This is a genomic window from Spirosoma endophyticum (assembly GCF_900112365.1).
GTDB classification, from domain to species: domain Bacteria; phylum Bacteroidota; class Bacteroidia; order Cytophagales; family Spirosomataceae; genus Spirosoma; species Spirosoma endophyticum.
Window position 1 is genome coordinate 299,006 of record NZ_FOLQ01000006.1, and the last position, 15,985, is coordinate 314,990.

The following is a 15,985-nucleotide window of genomic DNA, read 5'->3' on the forward strand; positions in this document are numbered from 1 at the left end:
TATAGTCGTTCTGAAATACTATTCGGAACGACTTTTTTTATGGAAACGACTGCCTCTGCTCCACTTACTGTGCCCCTGGTTCCGGGTCTGCCGCTGATTGGCAACACGCTTGCGTTCTTCCGCGATCCATTAAGTACGCTACAAACCTTGCAGCGTCAACAAAATCGTATGGTGCATCTTCGGATTGGCGGACGACACCAATATCTGGTTTTCAGCCCCGAAGACAGCAAACACATTTTACAGGAAAATCACCGCAATTACGGTCGGTCGCCTGCGTTTCAGGTACTCAAAATTTTTTTAGGGAACGGACTGCTCACCAGCGAAGGTGATTTCTGGCGTCGGCAACGGCGACTAGCTCAACCTGCCTTTCATCGTCAGAAATTAGCAGCGCTGGCGCAGACGATGATCACTGAAACGGCGAACTGGATCGATGAATTGAAGCAAAGTAATCGAACACAGCCAGTGAACGTGTCACAGGCATTTATGGACGTAACGATGCGGATTGTCTGCAAAACACTGTTCGGTTCCGATGTAGCAGCCCAGCTTAGTGGATTATCATCGGCGCTCGATACGTTGAATTACATGGCCAATGAACGTCTGGTATCACCGTTGCGCTTGCCACTGCATTGGCCAACCCCTGGTAATCTCCGCTTTCGGCGGGCAAGCACCCAGGTCGATTCGTTTATTTACGGATTAATTAACCAGCGCCGAAAAAACGGGAACGCCGATCAGGGCGACGATCTGCTGGGCATGTTGATCAGCATAGAGGATGAAGAAATGGGCGACTGGCCCGGCTCTGGGCGCATGTCAGACCAGCAATTGCGTGATGAATGCGTTACGTTGTTTGCTGCTGGTCACGAAACGACAGCGGTCTCTATGGCCTGGACGCTCCATTTATTAACGCAACATCCCGACGTAGTTGCCCAGCTTCGGGCAGAGAGTCAATCGGTGTTGGGCGATGCCAAAATACCATCTGCTGATGCTTTTCGTGCCCTCCCCTACGCATTACAGGTCGTACAGGAGTCGCTACGTCTTTATCCACCGGCCTGGATCATGAGCCGCCTGGCACTGGGCGATGATCCGATTGGATCGTACACCATCCCGGCAGGCGCTACAGCGCTGGTGTGCCCCTACCTACTTCACCGAGATCCCACAAATTGGCCTGATCCCGAACGCTTCGACCCAGATCGATTTGCGCCGGGTGGCATCAAAGAGCAGTTGCATCCTTACGCATACCTGCCTTTTGGAGGAGGTCCGCGCCTGTGTATCGGCAATCAATTTGCTCTGATGGAAATGCAGATTTTACTGGCGATGATGGTACGTAATTTTGATTTTCAGCCAGTGCCAAGCCAACGCATTAGCCCTAAACCGTTGATTACGCTACGTCCTAACAAGCCGATTCAGGTAGTTTTAGCATAATGGCTAATTATACTTTTTAAAGAATCTGTTTATTTAACCGTTTCACGATATCAATTAAAAAGGTCACCTTACAGACGATTAACTTTTTTCAGTAACAAAGTCCGTGAAACTGGGTTGCATCTTTCGTAGATGGCATTGACTTTCTGATCCTTTTACTCAAACTTAGTTAATCCATTGATGCTTTTGTTTCAATTCATCTTAAAGGCGACACAATGAGACTACAAATTCATGCCGTGCGATTCACGGCCGATCAAAGCCTGTTAGATTTTATCCAGGCTAAACTTGATAAGTTAGACACTTTTCATGACCGTATCGTTAGCGGAGAAGTGTTTTTACGACTGGAAGGAGCTGACTCCAACAAGGTCAAGGAGAAAATAGTCGAAGTACGACTACTGATTCCGGGCAAAGAAATTTTCGTCAAAGAACATGATAAAAGTTTCGAGAGTGCCACCGACCGGGTGATGGATGTCCTGAAAGACAAGCTCGTTCGGTTCAAGCAAAAACGAAATGACATTTCCAGCCCGGCTATTACTGAGGCTAAATCCCGAACAGAAGAAGACGAGATTTTTGAAATCGATGAGTTATAAACCAATCGTTTAAATAAAAAGAAAGCCTCTCCAAAAATTGATTTTGGAGAGGCTTTCTTTTTATTTATAATGCGAGCAAGAGCCCGCAAAGGTTTAAAGTCCTAAGTTCGCCGGCTTCCGCCCGCGTTACTTACAGGCCGAAAGCGGCTTTGACTTTATCCGTAAAATCAAGTTTTTCCCAGGTAAACAGCTCAACTTCCATCGTTTTAGTCTGACCGTTCGAGCCAAACGTTTTGGTAACAACTTCGTTCTTACGACCCATATGGCCATAAGCAGCCGTTTCAGAATAAATTGGATTGCGAAGTTTCAGCCGCTGTTCAATAGCGTAGGGACGCATATCAAAAATCTCGGCAACTTTCTCGGCAATTACGCCATCGTGCATATCCACTTTGGAAGTTCCGTACGTATTTACGTATAAACCGCAAGGCTTCGCTACGCCGATGGCATACGACACCTGCACCAGCACCTGATCGCAAAGGCCAGCTGCCACTAGATTTTTAGCAATATGACGGGTAGCATAAGCGGCTGAACGGTCTACTTTGGAAGGATCTTTACCCGAAAAAGCACCACCACCGTGTGCACCCTTACCACCATACGTATCAACAATAATCTTACGACCCGTTAGACCCGTATCACCGTGCGGACCACCGATCACGAATTTACCCGTTGGGTTGATGTAATACGTAATGTTATCCGTGAAAAGACTGTGCAACTCGGCTTTCTGAGCGGCCTTAACCCGGGGAATAACAATGTTGATGATGTCTTCCTTGATTTTCTTCAGCATCGTTTCGTCATCAGCGAAATCGTCGTGCTGTGTCGAAACAACAATCGTATCGATCCGGATAGGCTGATCATCGTCCGAGTACTCAATTGTTACCTGCGACTTGGCGTCAGGCCGCAAATACGGCATTAGCTCAATTTCGTTATTCCGTATCACCGACATTTCACGCAGGATGGCGTGAGCCAGATCCAACGGTAAAGGCATGTAATTATCAGTTTCATTGGTAGCATACCCAAACATCATACCCTGATCGCCAGCACCTTGTGCATTGGCTAAAGTTTCGAAATCGTCATTGGCAACTTCACGATCAACGCCCTGGTTAATGTCGGCAGATTGGTCGTGCAAGGCCGAAAAAATACCACACGAGTTGGCCTCAAACATGTATTCGCTTTTGGTGTAGCCGATTTTGCGGATCACCTCGCGCGTAATTTTTTGAACGTCTAGGTACGTATCGGTTTTTATTTCGCCAGCCAGAACTACCTGGCCAGTCGTTACGAGCGTTTCACAGGCTACTTTACTGGATGGATCAAACGCCAGAAAGTTATCAATTAGCGCGTCGGATATTTGATCGGCGACTTTGTCGGGGTGTCCCTCAGAGACAGACTCGGAAGTGAAGAGATAAGGCATTGCTGCTGCGTGTGACTTGGTTTGAAACTACAAAGCTACAAGTTTCTAGGCAGGGGACAAGCTTAATAAGAGTATGAGGTTGGTTCAGCCGATTGCCTTCCTGCGCAATACATCAAAAAAAGCATAGACGAAGGGTAAAAAAGGCATAGTAGCAAATAACCGCAGTTCGTCAATAAACCGGGTATCCTCATCTAAAAATGTGAAAACACGGTGATGATTCTCGGCGTAAACCCGGGTAAAAATATCATCGGCATTATGGCGGTGTTTCTCCAGTACGTTCAAAAAAATACTGTCGTAAAGTTTGAACCGGCCAGCAAACCACGACGACCGCCGATTCGGCTTACCCGTTTCTGCCAGATTTTTAACGATAGCTTGCAAATAACGTTGAGTCCGCTGGAAAGTATAGCCAGTAGATGGCTTTGTGAACCCCCCCGACGTACCAATTCTGATGATGTGTTCAGCATGGTTTTCCTCTGTCGACTCATCAGACATTGGGATAACCCCATATTCAGTTTCGCAAATTTTGTAGCCACCCGTGTCTAAAAAGTGGTCAATGTACTGAAGGAGTTCCGCTTCATATTCAGCATCTGTCAGAAGCTGGTCATTGAAAAGCGTAAACTCAACCAGAGCCGTTTTTTCATCAAAAGGCAATATGTACATAAACCGACAATCACCATGCTGGGCCACCCGAAAATCCATAAGTTCAGGCTGATTCTGGTTAAAGCATGGTTTCTCGGCTGTAATCACCCAGCCCTTGAAATGCTGGAGAAGATTATGATTTTCAGACTGATCTAACTTCAGCGCGAATGTACTATCAAACACGTAGTCAGCAAGATAAGGCTCATCGTCGGCAATAACGAAGCCTCCCTGGGGCGTATCTTTGATCCGGTTGATAGTCGCCTGTTGAAACTCAATAGTTGGGTGCTTGTTCAGTTCGTTACGTACAAACGCATAGAAGTCAATACCACGTAGCATTTTGTACTGATAGTCACCCATATCAAGCGCTCCGGCATAAGTGGTACCATGAAAGCTAACGGTTTTCCATTTGCGGAACAGTATAGAATCAAACGCCGACGTGTACGTAGCAGACCCACCATCGGGCTCCCAGAAACACCATGTCCGGTCGTTACGGTTCTTGAGTTCACTATCCAGAATTAAGATACTGCGGTTGCGTAACGGAGACTGACTGAGATAATATGCCAGACTTAAACCCGCCATGCCTCCCCCAGCTATGATGAAGTCATATTTTTTCATACGGCAAAAAAAAGTCCGGACCGTTGGCCCGGACTCTCCTGTATAAATAATGGGACTGCCTAATTGTTTGAAAACTTGTCAATCAACTAAACATTCACGTGCTTCTCAGCATGATAACTCGACCGGACCAGCGGTCCTGACTCAACGTATTTCAAGCCACGCATCAGGCCTTCTTCCCGATACATAGCGAACGTTTCGGGATGAATCCATTCGATCACCTCGTGGTGCATTTTGGTCGGTTGCAGATACTGGCCTAAGGTAAGAATATCCAGTCCGTTTGCCGCCAGATCATCCATAGCTTTAACGACTTCATCTTTCGTTTCCCCTAAACCCAGCATAATGCCCGATTTTGTCCGTTGGCCGTATTCTTTCGTCCGACGAATCTGCTCCAGACTACGTTCATAACGAGCCTGAGGCCGAACACGACGGTAAAGCCGCTCGACGGTTTCCATATTGTGCGATACAACCTCCTGACCCGCCGAAATCATACGTTCCAAAGCCTCCCAATTCCCTTTCGTATCAGGAATCAGTGTTTCGATCGTCGTCGTTGGGGAAGCTTCTTTAATCAAACGTACTGTCTGATACCAGATTTCGGCACCCCGGTCTTTCAATTCATCGCGGTTAACCGATGTCAGAACGGCGTGTTTAACCTTCATCAGCACAATAGCTTCGGCCACGCGCCGGGGTTCGTCGGTATCATATTCGTTAGGACGTCCCGTCGCCACAGCGCAGAACGTACAGCTCCGGGTACAGACATTTCCCAGAATCATGAACGTAGCCGTACCGGCTCCCCAGCACTCGCCCATATTCGGGCAGTTACCGCTTTCACAAATAGTGTGGAGCTTGTGCTCGTCCACTAGTTTGCGGACTTTAGCGTATTCAGGACCGATTGGTAGTTTGACACGAAGCCAGTCGGGGCGTTTTTTTCGTTGTTGTTCGGAGGGTATTACGGGTAGTTCAATCATAGCTCCTCAATCCTTTCCAGCAAAATTCGTTTTTCGGGCGTAAAGTTCACGAGAGTCGACAGTCATCAGTCCAGAGTCGTTAGTGTTGCTGGTCGCTAATGACTCTGGACTGATGACTGTCGACTCTTTTTTACTTCTTACTCCCAAAAAATAAGATAATATAGCCTGATGTGAAGAAGCTGCGATTGCCATCTTCACGCTTGCCGGTAGGATCGGTGTTTGGGATGATCACAACTTTATTGGGAAAGGCTTCAGCCAGAAAGCCGATTTCAATACCTGTTGTATTAGTTCGAAAGGCACTCAATTCAAAACTCAGGGCCGCTTTTACGTTCAGTCCTACCGTAAGCTTCGATTCGCCGATGCCCTGAAAAAAACCTCCTGCGCCCGTTACGGTCTCTCCCGTAGGCGTAGTAAATCCGTTTACCTGCGAAGCTGGGACCGTACGGGTAAAGTTACCATAAGATACTTCGAGGTAATATGGTTTGATAATACCCAGCGATGGGCCACCCGCCAGAATTCCACTTACCGCAATTCCTTCATCGCCATTGCGCTGAAACAATCGTACTTCCCGACCATACTGCGGACGTAGCACAAACAGATAATTCTCCTTGCCTTCGACAAAACGCGATCCGTATGAATTAAGCGATGACGGCAGTTCCTTGGGGTGTTTGACATTAACAAGCTCCACACTCAAATAGCGAGCCTGCGGCATACCAAACAAGGTTCCCGACAACAGCTTTGACTGACGGAATGAAAGTCCCCCAATAATGCCTGAGTTAGTATTCGTTGTAAGGCCAAAGGTGGTGACAGTTTTATAGTTTTCTTCGTCGGCATCGGCCTTCTGTGTCACCCGCTGTGCTATACTATCCTGCATGGAAAAGAGCATACCACTTAAAACCAGCCCAATTAATCCGTATATCGTTCGCATTTTCGTAATATCCTGAATTAAAGCTACTATTTTTTGCCCGTTTTCACAAAATCACCGCCACTAAGTTGTGTAACTAGGGCATTAATTTATATGTTTAAGCCCAAACCGGTAGTGAATTAATTTATAAAATGATTACCTATCAACTTACCAACTGATTTATGCCTACAATTCATATCAACTACCTCGGCGAGTTACGTACCGACTGTATTCACCTGCAATCTGGCACTCACATTAACACGGACGCACCAACCGATAATCAGGGTCGGGGTGAAGCATTTTCACCGACTGATCTGGTGGCTAATGCACTAGGCACCTGCATCATAACGACTATGGCCATACACGCTCGCCGTGACGGTATTGATCTGACAGGCAGCGCACTCGACGTAACAAAAATTATGACGAACCAGCCTCCCCGGCGAATTGCCCGCATTGAGATTAATTTAACCCTTCAGGCCAATCGGGATGGAGAGTCTTTCCTGCCAAACGATGAAATCCGCGCCCGCCTGGAAAAAATTGCGCACACCTGCCCGGTAGCCATCAGCTTACACCCTGACATTGAACAGGCCGTTAGCATCCGGTGGGAAGAAGAAGTAAACGCGTGAAAGATGTAGGGGCGGGACAGCCCGTGCGCTGTGATGTATGATTGCTATGAGAATATATATCATAGCGTGCGGGAAGCCCCGATCTCATATCATATCAATTTATAGATAGGAAGCATAATTTGACCCTTGTGCTCACTGGTTAGCCCGTGATGATTTTCGGGCTTTGCTTTTTTGGCGCCAGTATTTGACATCTGCAGTCAGGTTTTCGAGGAAAAACGAGGGGCCGACCGATATATAGAAACCGGTATAGTTGATATTACTATCGGGAATGTCTTTTTTAAGAATGAAGCGGTAGCCAGTCAATATGTTCAAACCAAACCAATGGATTGGCCGAAGCCAGGATATGGATGGAAATTGATAAGCCGCTGAAACCCCTACCCCAAGCGGCAGGAAAATGCCCCGCGCTACTTCATGCTTGTTCGATAAATCGTCATTGATCTCATAACGTGAGTGTCCATAGCCTAATTCTATTGGCAGACTCACTTCAAAAGCTTTACGACGTAGCAGATAGCGCTCGTAATATACCGTTGCAATGCGCAAATGACGCGTAACCGATTCTGATGTATTGGGCAGTAATCCTGGCCGATCCAGGTGCTGATTAATAAAATAAAAACCGGCTCCTGCTTTAAAACTAGCCGAACGACCACTCTTAAGTTCAGGGCGCTTATGGTTTGGAGGAAACAAGAAACCTGCCCGTATCCCATATACGCTCACAGGCACACGGCGATTTTCGTTATTACGGGTATCACTGAAAAAGAAAAAGCGTTGGTCGGTTGACGCAGTAAACGTCCGTGAAGACGGCTGAGTTGTCTGTATTTTCGTTGAATCTTGTGATTTATAGTTAATCTGCATCGACGTAGCTACGCTCGAAAGAGGCACATGTGTCAGGAAAAACAGTATGCAGAGAAGGCAAAGCGGCTTTACCTGCCAACCTCGATTCGGGTTTGTTTTCATAGTATAAAAACATAACCTGCAAAGGCCACAATAGTTAAAATTCGATACCAGACATTACGTCAGATTAAGGTCTCTGTCAACACTATAGTGTGATACGATCTTCAAATACAACGTGTCAGCAACCACTTGAAAATGAACCACGTGAATTTCATGCTGAGCCACAAATGAGCGCATAAAATATCACTTATACCTAAAAAAAGTACAATATTTTTAATGAGCGGACCTGGAAGTTCGTTATAAGATTAAACGATAATAATGACAAAATGTCTCTATTTTTTACAATTAATTTTTATAATAATACTATCCGGGAACGTTCCCGGAAGCGCTTGCATAAAAATAATCGATTAATTTATTTTTATTGTCTATTATTATTCAGAAGCTTACAGTAAAGCTGTTCGGAGTGAAATTATATAAACTAGATACGATTTCCTTAAATAATCCATATTTATACAGTATACAGTAAATACGTCCTACTCAACTCATAATTGTAGTTAAATAAGTAGAAACCCCTATTCCTGACGCTTTGGCCTACACGCAACAGTTCTATACCGTGTCTCATAAGCCATATTCCGTCTACACCGTTGAAGAGCTTGCTCTCGACGACCTGTTCGTACGTTGGGTGCAGTACCCCAACGACGATGAGGTAGTAGCGTACTGGCAAAACTGGCTCGATCAAAACCCCGACTGCGCCGATAAAGTTGAAACCGCTCGACAGCTTATTATCGAAGGCAGTAAGCCATTACTTCCAGCGCTATCGTCCGACGAGATTTCATCCGTTTGGGGACGCATTCGTGAATCGTTTCAGACGATGGAGGATCTTCGTCCCCTTCAGCCTGATGTGCGGGCTGTTGTAGGGTGGTGGTATTTTATCCGTACGGTGGCGGCAGCGCTGGGCGTAGTGCTGCTAATTGGCTGGGCACTCTGGATGCAGTATGGCCCCAATCAGTCGGTTTCGACCGTCAGCACCGATGCCAACCAAACTCGCCAGATTCAGTTACCCGACAATTCGTTCATTACGTTACATGCCAATAGCTCTGTAAAGTATGTCCGCCGGTGGACCGACGAAACCCCCAGAGCCGTTTGGCTGAAAGGCGAAGCCGATTTTGCCGTTGTTCACCGCAACGATACGTCGTCAGCCCGTCTGTTTCGGGTTCATACGGCCGATATTACCATTGAAGCGGTTGGCACTACGTTTCAAGTGCGGGAACGCCCAAAAAGTACCTGCGTAGCCCTGACTTCCGGGCAGATAAATCTCCTGCTGAAACACCAGGACCCCATCCGGCTACAACCCGGCGATTCGTTCGAAATCGCGACCGGTTCAGCCAAATCATTGCCTAATCATTAATCACTTTTTCCTAAACCTACAATGCGAACAACTATTACACAACCGCCACGGCAATCGTGGCTCCCTCTACTTGGCTTGACAGCACTCGTACTGACTGGTCAACCGGCGTTTAGCGCCCCCTCCATACACCCCATAACAGCCTCAGATCCAGCACAGGAACGCGTCGTGATGGGTAAAGTACTATCAACGGATGATAATGGTCCCTTACCGGGTGTTAACGTAGCGGTTAAAGGCACTTCCCGCGGTACTACCACTGATGCGAATGGGGATTATAAAATCAATGTGCCGAGTGGAGGAACTACACTGGTCTTTTCATCGGTGGGTTTTCTGGCCCAGGAAGTAGTCATCGGATCGAAATCAACGATCGACGTTAAGATGATCGCCGATGATAAAACCTTGAACGAAGTCATCGTGGTTGGGTATGGTACGCAGAAAAAGAGCCAGTTGACGGGTGCTATTTCGTCGGTTTCGGCGAAGCAAATTACCGAACAACCCATTACAAACATAGGTCAGGCGATGCAGGGCCGTGTTGCAGGTGTCGATGTAGCTCAGTCGGGGAGCAAGCCAGGCTCGACACCGACGATCCGGATTCGGGGACGTCGGTCGTTCAACGCGGGGAACAATCCATTGTACGTAGTGGATGGTATTCCGCTTACCGGGGATAGAAATGAACTGTTAGGCACTCGTCCGTTCGATTTTACCACGGGTGGTTACGAAGACCTGAACCCAAACGATGTTGCCTCGCTGGAAATTCTAAAAGATGCCACCGCAACGGCTATATATGGTGCCAGAGGAGCTAATGGTGTTGTCCTGGTAACAACCAAACGGGGCAATAACAACGGAAAGACGACAATCAGCTACGATGCCTACGCAGGCGTTACAGATCCGCTAGACAAAGTTCACTTGTTCAATGGCCCTGAATTTGCCGAATTCGTACGGGAAGCTTACCGGTCTACCAATGAGTATAATGATGCTACAGGAAAGGCCGTACCCACCGGTGTAGCAGATGCTTATGCAGACGCCCACGTTGCGCCTTTAGGGGGGGACCCTGCTGTAGCCGCTGGTATTGCCGCCAATCGGAACACCGATTATCAATCGTTGATCCTGAGGCAGGGATTCCAGCAAAACCACTCACTTGGCATTCAAGGGGGAACCGAGAAAACACAGTTCTATATTTCCGCTGGCTATTTTCTTGACAAAGGCATTAATCCAGGTCTGGACTACTCGCGTTATTCATTGCGGGCCAACATTGATCATCAAATCAATAAGGTGATCAAAGTCGGTGTTTCTTCGTATATGATGTACAGCGTTCGAAATGGAGCCAATCTTAACCCATACGGTTTCACACTTTCGCAAAACCCACTTGGCAGGCCTTACGATGATAATGGTAACATCATCTTCTCGCCTACCAACGATGCGCTGCTGACTAACCCACTGGCAGAAATTGTGCCGGGTGCTCAAGTAGATCAAATCAAGAAATATCGCATTTTCAACAGTATCTATGCCGAGGCCAATATCATCAATGGCTTGAAGTACCGCGTCAACTTTGGCCCTGATTTCTCCGTGTCGAAGGCAGGTCGTTTTACTGGGTCCCAGACGAACGATCGAAAGGGGGGTGACCCAACGGCGTCTAATAACAATCAGTTTGGATTCAATTATACATTGGAAAACATCCTGACGTATAACAAGACGTTTGGTGATCATAACGTAGGAATAACGGCGTTGCAATCCATTCAACGGGATAATTTTGAATACACTAATCTTTCCGTACAAGGTGTTCCGGCCGAAACGCAGCAGTTTAATAATGTAGGCAATGCCAGTCTGGTGCTGGGCGTGGGTAGCAATTTAATTCAGTGGACGCTTAACTCGTTCATGGGTCGGATCAATTATGACTACAAGGATAAATACCTGGTAACCGCTACGTTACGGCGGGATGGCTCAAGCCGTTTCGGTGAAAACACCAAATACGGTAACTTCCCCGGTATTGCTCTGGCCTGGAACATCAACAATGAGGATTTTCTAAAAGAAGTTACCTGGCTCGATCAGTTGAAATTACGGGTTAGCCGTGGTTCGGTAGGAAACCAGGGGGTGGTTCCTTATCAAACACAGGGATTGCTGAGCCGTACTGTATATGCATGGAACAATACGGCAGCTTATGGGTATCGGCCCAGTACGATTGGCAATCCTGATTTAAAATGGGAAACGTCGACCTCGTCAAATATCGGGGTGGATTTTAGCCTATGGCGGGGACGGGTAGCCGGTTCGATCGAATTCTATCAGACCAACACAACCGACCTGCTACTGTCTGACCAATTGCCTCAGTCTATTGGCTTTAACGCCGTTACAAAAAATGTCGGTGAAACCCGCAATCGGGGGGTCGAAATTAGTTTGTCGACGGTAAACGTTAACTCAAAAAGTGGCTTTAAGTGGACAACGGATTTCGCTTTCACCAAAAATAACGAAGCGATTGTTTCACTCTACAATGGTGCCGTAGATGACCTCGGTAACAAGTGGTTTATTGGAAAGCCGTTAACTGCATATTATGACTATAAAAAAGCGGGCATCTGGCAGACGAGCGAAGCTGATGTAGCAAAATCATACCAAAGCGGTGTTGGGCAAATTAAAATACAGGACACCGACAATAACGGCAAAATTACAGCCGATGACCGGGTGTTCCTGGGTTCAGATATCCCCAACTTTAGTGGTGGGATTACCAACCGCTTTAGCTACAAAGGGTTCGACCTATCCTTCTTCGTGTATGGTCGCTTCGGTCAAACAATTCTGAGCGGATTCCACCGGGATAACAACCAATTGGCAGGTCGGTACAATCAAATTAAAGTAGATTACTGGACACCCAATAACCCGACCAATGAATTCCCACGGCCCAATCATAACCAGGAATTTCCGGTCAATAACTCAGCCTTATTTTACTTCGATGGTACATTCGTAAAAGTTCGTAACATAAATTTTGGGTATACCTTCTCGTCAAAGTTGACCCAGAAGTTGGGGATGCAATCGCTACGTGTATTTACCAGTATTCAGCAGCCGTTCATCTTCTCAACCTATCGGTCGAAGTACAACGGTGTCGATCCTGAAACAGCTGACGGCACCATCAACAACAATGTTACGCCCGCTACCCGGATAACGACCTTTGGCTTAAACGTTAAATTTTAAACATACCGGACCGGGCTGTTTAATACAACTTTTAAATTCTGAAAAAATGAACCGTATATATATAAAAAAATCAGTTTGCATACTTGGCACGCTGGCTTTCCTGCTGGTTGGCCAATCCTGTAAAGACGTACTGGAGGAAAAAGTAATCTCGGCGATTGGGAACGATTACATCAATACACCCAAGGGTTTTGAGGATGCGACCAGAGCCTCTTATGCGCCACTACGAAGCTTCTACGCAACGCAACAGGGCCTGACGATGACAGAATTCGGGACGGATTTGTACGCGACCGGTTCTGACGGCAGTTACAAGGGTTTCCATTTCTACGATACCCAGCTAAATAGTTTTGTCGATATTCTACAGGGTGTTTGGGAAGAACTTTATCGGGGTATCAACACCTGCAATGCGGTGATCGAACGTGCCCCGGCAGCAACGGGAATTAGTGACGCGCTAAAAAAACAGCGGGTTGCCGAAGTCAAGTTTCTGCGCGCGCACTATTACTTTATTCTGGTACAGCAGTGGGGTGGTGTAGATTTGCGATTGACGGAAACGCTGGGCCCTACAAAAAAAACCAGCCGGGCAACAGAAGCCGATATTTATAAAGCTATTCTGTCTGATCTCGAATCGGCATTGCCGGATCTGGAGAACAAGGCCAGATCGTCGGACTATGGCCGGGCTACAAAAGCGGCTGCGGAACATCTTCTGGCTCGCGTATACCTGACAAAAGCAACATCATCAGCGAAAGCAGCCGACGATTACGCCAAAGCCGCTACGTATGCTCAGAATGTAATTGCCAACTATGGGTTTAAATTATTGCCCGATTTTGCAAGTGTATTTGCCCAGGGCGCAGGCGAAATTAATGATGAAGTAGTTTTCTCAGTTCAGTATACATCTGATCCGCTGACCAATGCTGCCTCATCTCCTTTAGCCAGTTCTGGAGGGAACACCGGAGGTAACAACCTTCACCTGTTCTTCGGTATGCAGTATGATACGCAGGCCGGCATGGTTCGGGATATTTTTTATGGCCGACCGTTTCGGCGCTTACGCCCTACAACCTATGCCCTAGAAACTGTTTTCAAGGATCGCGTGAATGACTCCCGGTATAAAAAATCGTTCCGGGATACATGGTTGAGCAACAATCCAGGTACATTTAGTACGGCCTTTGATAAATCGAAGCCAACCGTTACGTTCAAAGCGGGTGACACAGCCATTTTTATTCCTGGCTACGAAATGCCACTGGCAGAACGGGCAAAAAAACCGTACCAGGTTCTCGTGCCGAGTGCCTACAACGAAACGTTGTTCCTGCCCCTTCAAAAATTCTTCGACCCTCTCCGGCCCGACAAAACATATGAGCCCGGTAGCCGCGACTATCTGGCATTCCGCCTAGCCGAAACGTACCTGATCTTAGCCGAAGCTCAGATTAAGTTGGGGAAACCGACAGAAGCGGCTGCGGCCATCAATGCAGTACGTCGGCGGGCGGCCTGGCCTGGTAAAGAAACAGCTATGGAAATTACGCCGGCTAGTGCCACAATGGACTTCCTGATGGAAGAGCGCGGTCGTGAACTGATGGGTGAACAGATGCGCTGGATGGATTTAAAACGCTGGGGGAATCTGGTAGAGCGGGTTAAACTATATAACCCACAGGGTGCGGCAAACGTAAAAGAGACAAATAACCTTCGCCCCATTCCACAAACGCAGATTGACCGAACGGAGAAAGCTGCTGATGGCACCTCTGGTTTTCCGCAGAATCCAGGATACTGAGGAATAATATCAAAGAGTGAATGAGTGAAAGAGCGAATGAGTGAAAATGCTAACGCATGTTTTTTTCACTCATTCGCTCTTTTACTCATTCACTCTTTGAACGTAGTAAGATAACCAGGTCGCTGACTTTAGATAATACAGACTATTAAACGCGTCTTTGACGCTTACGTTTATGTCAATCGAAAAAAACGAACCTGTCACTCGGAGAAAGTTTCTCGATCTGGCAGCAAAAGGTACGCTGGCATCAACTGCATTCATCAGTGGTTTCCCAACGATTTTGCCCGCTTCCGTTTTTGGTAAAAATGCGCCCAGTAACCGCATTAATATAGCGGCCATCGGCACGGGACGTATCTCTCGCGGACATGATATGCCGGGCGTTTGGCAGTACGACAACGCGCTGATTATGGCCGTTTGCGATCTGGACACCAAACGAGCCGACGATGCGAAGAAATTAGTCAATGGCTATTACGCAAAAAAAACCGGCAAGGACTACGACGGCGTTAAAGTATATCACGACTATCGCGAGTTATTGCTCAATAAAGATATCGACGCCGTCATCGTCAGTACGCCCGATCATTGGCATGCACCCATTGTTATTGATGCCGTCCGGGCCAAAAAGGATGTGTATATGCAGAAACCCGCTTCGCTCACCATTGCCGAAGGCCGGATGATGGCGGATGCCGTGAAGCAATCGGGCCAGATTGTGCAGGTGGGCAGTCAGCAACGGTCGTCGGAGCAGTTTCGGTATGCGGCCGAACTGGTACGTAACGGACGTATCGGCGAATTAAAAACCGTATACGTTGGCCTGCCGGGCGATCCTTCGGGGAATGAAGAGCCGCAGATGCCGGTGCCCAAAAACCTGAATTACGATATGTGGCTGGGCACAACGCCCGAGGTTTACTATACCGAGAAGCGCGTGCATCCCCAGGCCGATTATGACCGGCCAGGCTGGCTCCGTTGCGAGCAATTCGGTGCAGGCATGATTACGGGTTGGGGCGCCCACCATGTTGACTGCGCACACTGGGCCATGAACACCGAACATACGGGCCCGATCGAAATCTGGGGGAAAGCCGATTTCCCAAAAAGTGGTCTATGGGATGTTCACGGCATCTTCCGGACGGAAGGGTTGTATGAAAATGGCGTCCATATGGTCGTCAGCAACGAGATTCCCAACGGCATTAAGTTTGAAGGAACAAAGGGCTGGATCTTTGTCTCCCGTGGCGACGCTGCCGTAACGGCCAGTGATCCGATTGCCAAACAAAATGCAGCGAAAAAACTCGATGCCAGCGATCCAAAAATCCTTGAGTCGGTCATTGGTCCGAACGAAGTTCACCTGACAGTCAGCAAAGAGCACCACGGCAACTGGCTGGAGAGCATCGTGAGCCGGAAAGAACCTATTGCTCCCGCTGAAATAGGTCACCGCTCCTGTACAACCTGTTTGCTGCATCATGCAGCGATGAAATTGAATCGAAAACTTTACTGGGACCCAAAGAAGGAGCAGTTCAAAAACGATCCGGAAGCGAATAAACTCCTGTCACGTCCGCAACGGGCTCCGTATGCCATTAAAATGGTAGTCTCCGCTAAATGATT

General features: G+C 47.5%; 12 protein-coding genes. 7 read left to right on the top strand and 5 right to left on the bottom strand.

Going from position 1 to position 15,985, the window contains the following annotated elements; all coding sequences use genetic code 11:
* The first annotated feature begins 39 nt into the window (after positions 1–39).
* Both BM202_RS18000 and BM202_RS18005 read left to right on the top strand, forming a co-directional pair.
* Complete coding sequence (locus tag BM202_RS18000; protein ID WP_093828575.1) at positions 40–1,419, top strand: cytochrome P450; 1,380 nt, start codon at positions 40–42, stop codon at positions 1,417–1,419.
* Between the two features lie 212 nt (positions 1,420–1,631).
* The gene (locus BM202_RS18005) at positions 1,632–2,006 is read left to right on the top strand and encodes an HPF/RaiA family ribosome-associated protein (protein WP_093828576.1); all 375 of its coding nucleotides are present in this window, start codon (positions 1,632–1,634) and stop codon (positions 2,004–2,006) included.
* A 130-nt stretch (positions 2,007–2,136) separates the two neighbouring features.
* Here BM202_RS18005 and metK read toward each other — a convergent pair whose 3' ends face one another.
* The 4 genes from metK to BM202_RS18025 form a co-directional block, all read right to left on the bottom strand.
* Positions 2,137–3,414: a methionine adenosyltransferase gene (gene metK / locus BM202_RS18010; protein ID WP_093828578.1), complete on the bottom strand. Its 1,278-nt coding sequence runs from the start codon at positions 3,412–3,414 to the stop codon at positions 2,137–2,139.
* Between the two features lie 84 nt (positions 3,415–3,498).
* The gene (locus BM202_RS18015; RefSeq protein WP_093828580.1) at positions 3,499–4,668 is read right to left on the bottom strand and encodes a lycopene cyclase family protein; all 1,170 of its coding nucleotides are present in this window, start codon (positions 4,666–4,668) and stop codon (positions 3,499–3,501) included.
* 86 nt (positions 4,669–4,754) lie between these two features.
* Positions 4,755–5,633 carry a lipoyl synthase gene (gene lipA, locus BM202_RS18020; protein ID WP_093828582.1) on the bottom strand — a complete coding sequence of 293 codons (879 nt, stop codon included), beginning with the start codon at positions 5,631–5,633 and terminating at the stop codon, positions 4,755–4,757.
* A gap of 130 nt (positions 5,634–5,763) precedes the next feature.
* Positions 5,764–6,561, bottom strand: a complete 798-nt coding sequence (locus tag BM202_RS18025; RefSeq protein WP_093828584.1) for a hypothetical protein — start codon at positions 6,559–6,561, stop codon at positions 5,764–5,766.
* Positions 6,562–6,719: 158 nt separating this feature from the next.
* Between BM202_RS18025 and BM202_RS18030 the strand changes: the two genes are divergently transcribed.
* Positions 6,720–7,163, top strand: a complete 444-nt coding sequence (locus tag BM202_RS18030; protein WP_093828585.1) for an OsmC family protein — start codon at positions 6,720–6,722, stop codon at positions 7,161–7,163.
* 132 nt (positions 7,164–7,295) lie between these two features.
* On the opposite strand, the gene BM202_RS18035 is transcribed toward BM202_RS18030, so the two are convergent.
* Positions 7,296–8,117, bottom strand: a complete 822-nt coding sequence (locus BM202_RS18035; RefSeq protein ID WP_245776706.1) for a hypothetical protein — start codon at positions 8,115–8,117, stop codon at positions 7,296–7,298.
* Between the two features lie 550 nt (positions 8,118–8,667).
* Here BM202_RS18035 and BM202_RS18040 point away from each other — a divergent pair.
* From BM202_RS18040 to BM202_RS18055, 4 genes are all read left to right on the top strand, one after another.
* The gene (locus BM202_RS18040) at positions 8,668–9,462 is read left to right on the top strand and encodes a FecR family protein (protein ID WP_093828766.1); all 795 of its coding nucleotides are present in this window, start codon (positions 8,668–8,670) and stop codon (positions 9,460–9,462) included.
* Positions 9,463–9,483: 21 nt separating this feature from the next.
* Positions 9,484–12,636 (top strand): SusC/RagA family TonB-linked outer membrane protein, encoded by a 3,153-nt coding sequence (locus BM202_RS18045; RefSeq protein ID WP_093828587.1) that lies wholly within the window; start codon positions 9,484–9,486, stop codon positions 12,634–12,636.
* Between the two features lie 46 nt (positions 12,637–12,682).
* Positions 12,683–14,395, top strand: a complete 1,713-nt coding sequence (locus BM202_RS18050; protein ID WP_093828589.1) for a RagB/SusD family nutrient uptake outer membrane protein — start codon at positions 12,683–12,685, stop codon at positions 14,393–14,395.
* A 172-nt stretch (positions 14,396–14,567) separates the two neighbouring features.
* On the top strand, positions 14,568–15,983 hold the full coding sequence (locus tag BM202_RS18055; protein WP_093828591.1) for a Gfo/Idh/MocA family protein: 1,416 nt from the start codon (positions 14,568–14,570) through the stop codon (positions 15,981–15,983).
* Positions 15,984–15,985 lie beyond the last annotated feature (2 nt).

Coding starts and splice junctions, on each gene's coding strand:
- BM202_RS18000 (WP_093828575.1), top strand. CDS start 40: ATGGAAACGACTGCCTCTGCTCCACTTACTGTGCCCCTGGTTCCGGGT.
- lipA (WP_093828582.1), bottom strand. CDS start 5,633: ATGATTGAACTACCCGTAATACCCTCCGAACAACAACGAAAAAAACGC.
- BM202_RS18050 (WP_093828589.1), top strand. CDS start 12,683: ATGAACCGTATATATATAAAAAAATCAGTTTGCATACTTGGCACGCTG.
- BM202_RS18045 (WP_093828587.1), top strand. CDS start 9,484: ATGCGAACAACTATTACACAACCGCCACGGCAATCGTGGCTCCCTCTA.
- BM202_RS18035 (WP_245776706.1), bottom strand. CDS start 8,117: ATGAAAACAAACCCGAATCGAGGTTGGCAGGTAAAGCCGCTTTGCCTT.
- BM202_RS18005 (WP_093828576.1), top strand. CDS start 1,632: ATGAGACTACAAATTCATGCCGTGCGATTCACGGCCGATCAAAGCCTG.
- BM202_RS18015 (WP_093828580.1), bottom strand. CDS start 4,668: ATGAAAAAATATGACTTCATCATAGCTGGGGGAGGCATGGCGGGTTTA.
- BM202_RS18025 (WP_093828584.1), bottom strand. CDS start 6,561: ATGCGAACGATATACGGATTAATTGGGCTGGTTTTAAGTGGTATGCTC.
- BM202_RS18030 (WP_093828585.1), top strand. CDS start 6,720: ATGCCTACAATTCATATCAACTACCTCGGCGAGTTACGTACCGACTGT.
- metK (WP_093828578.1), bottom strand. CDS start 3,414: ATGCCTTATCTCTTCACTTCCGAGTCTGTCTCTGAGGGACACCCCGAC.
- BM202_RS18055 (WP_093828591.1), top strand. CDS start 14,568: ATGTCAATCGAAAAAAACGAACCTGTCACTCGGAGAAAGTTTCTCGAT.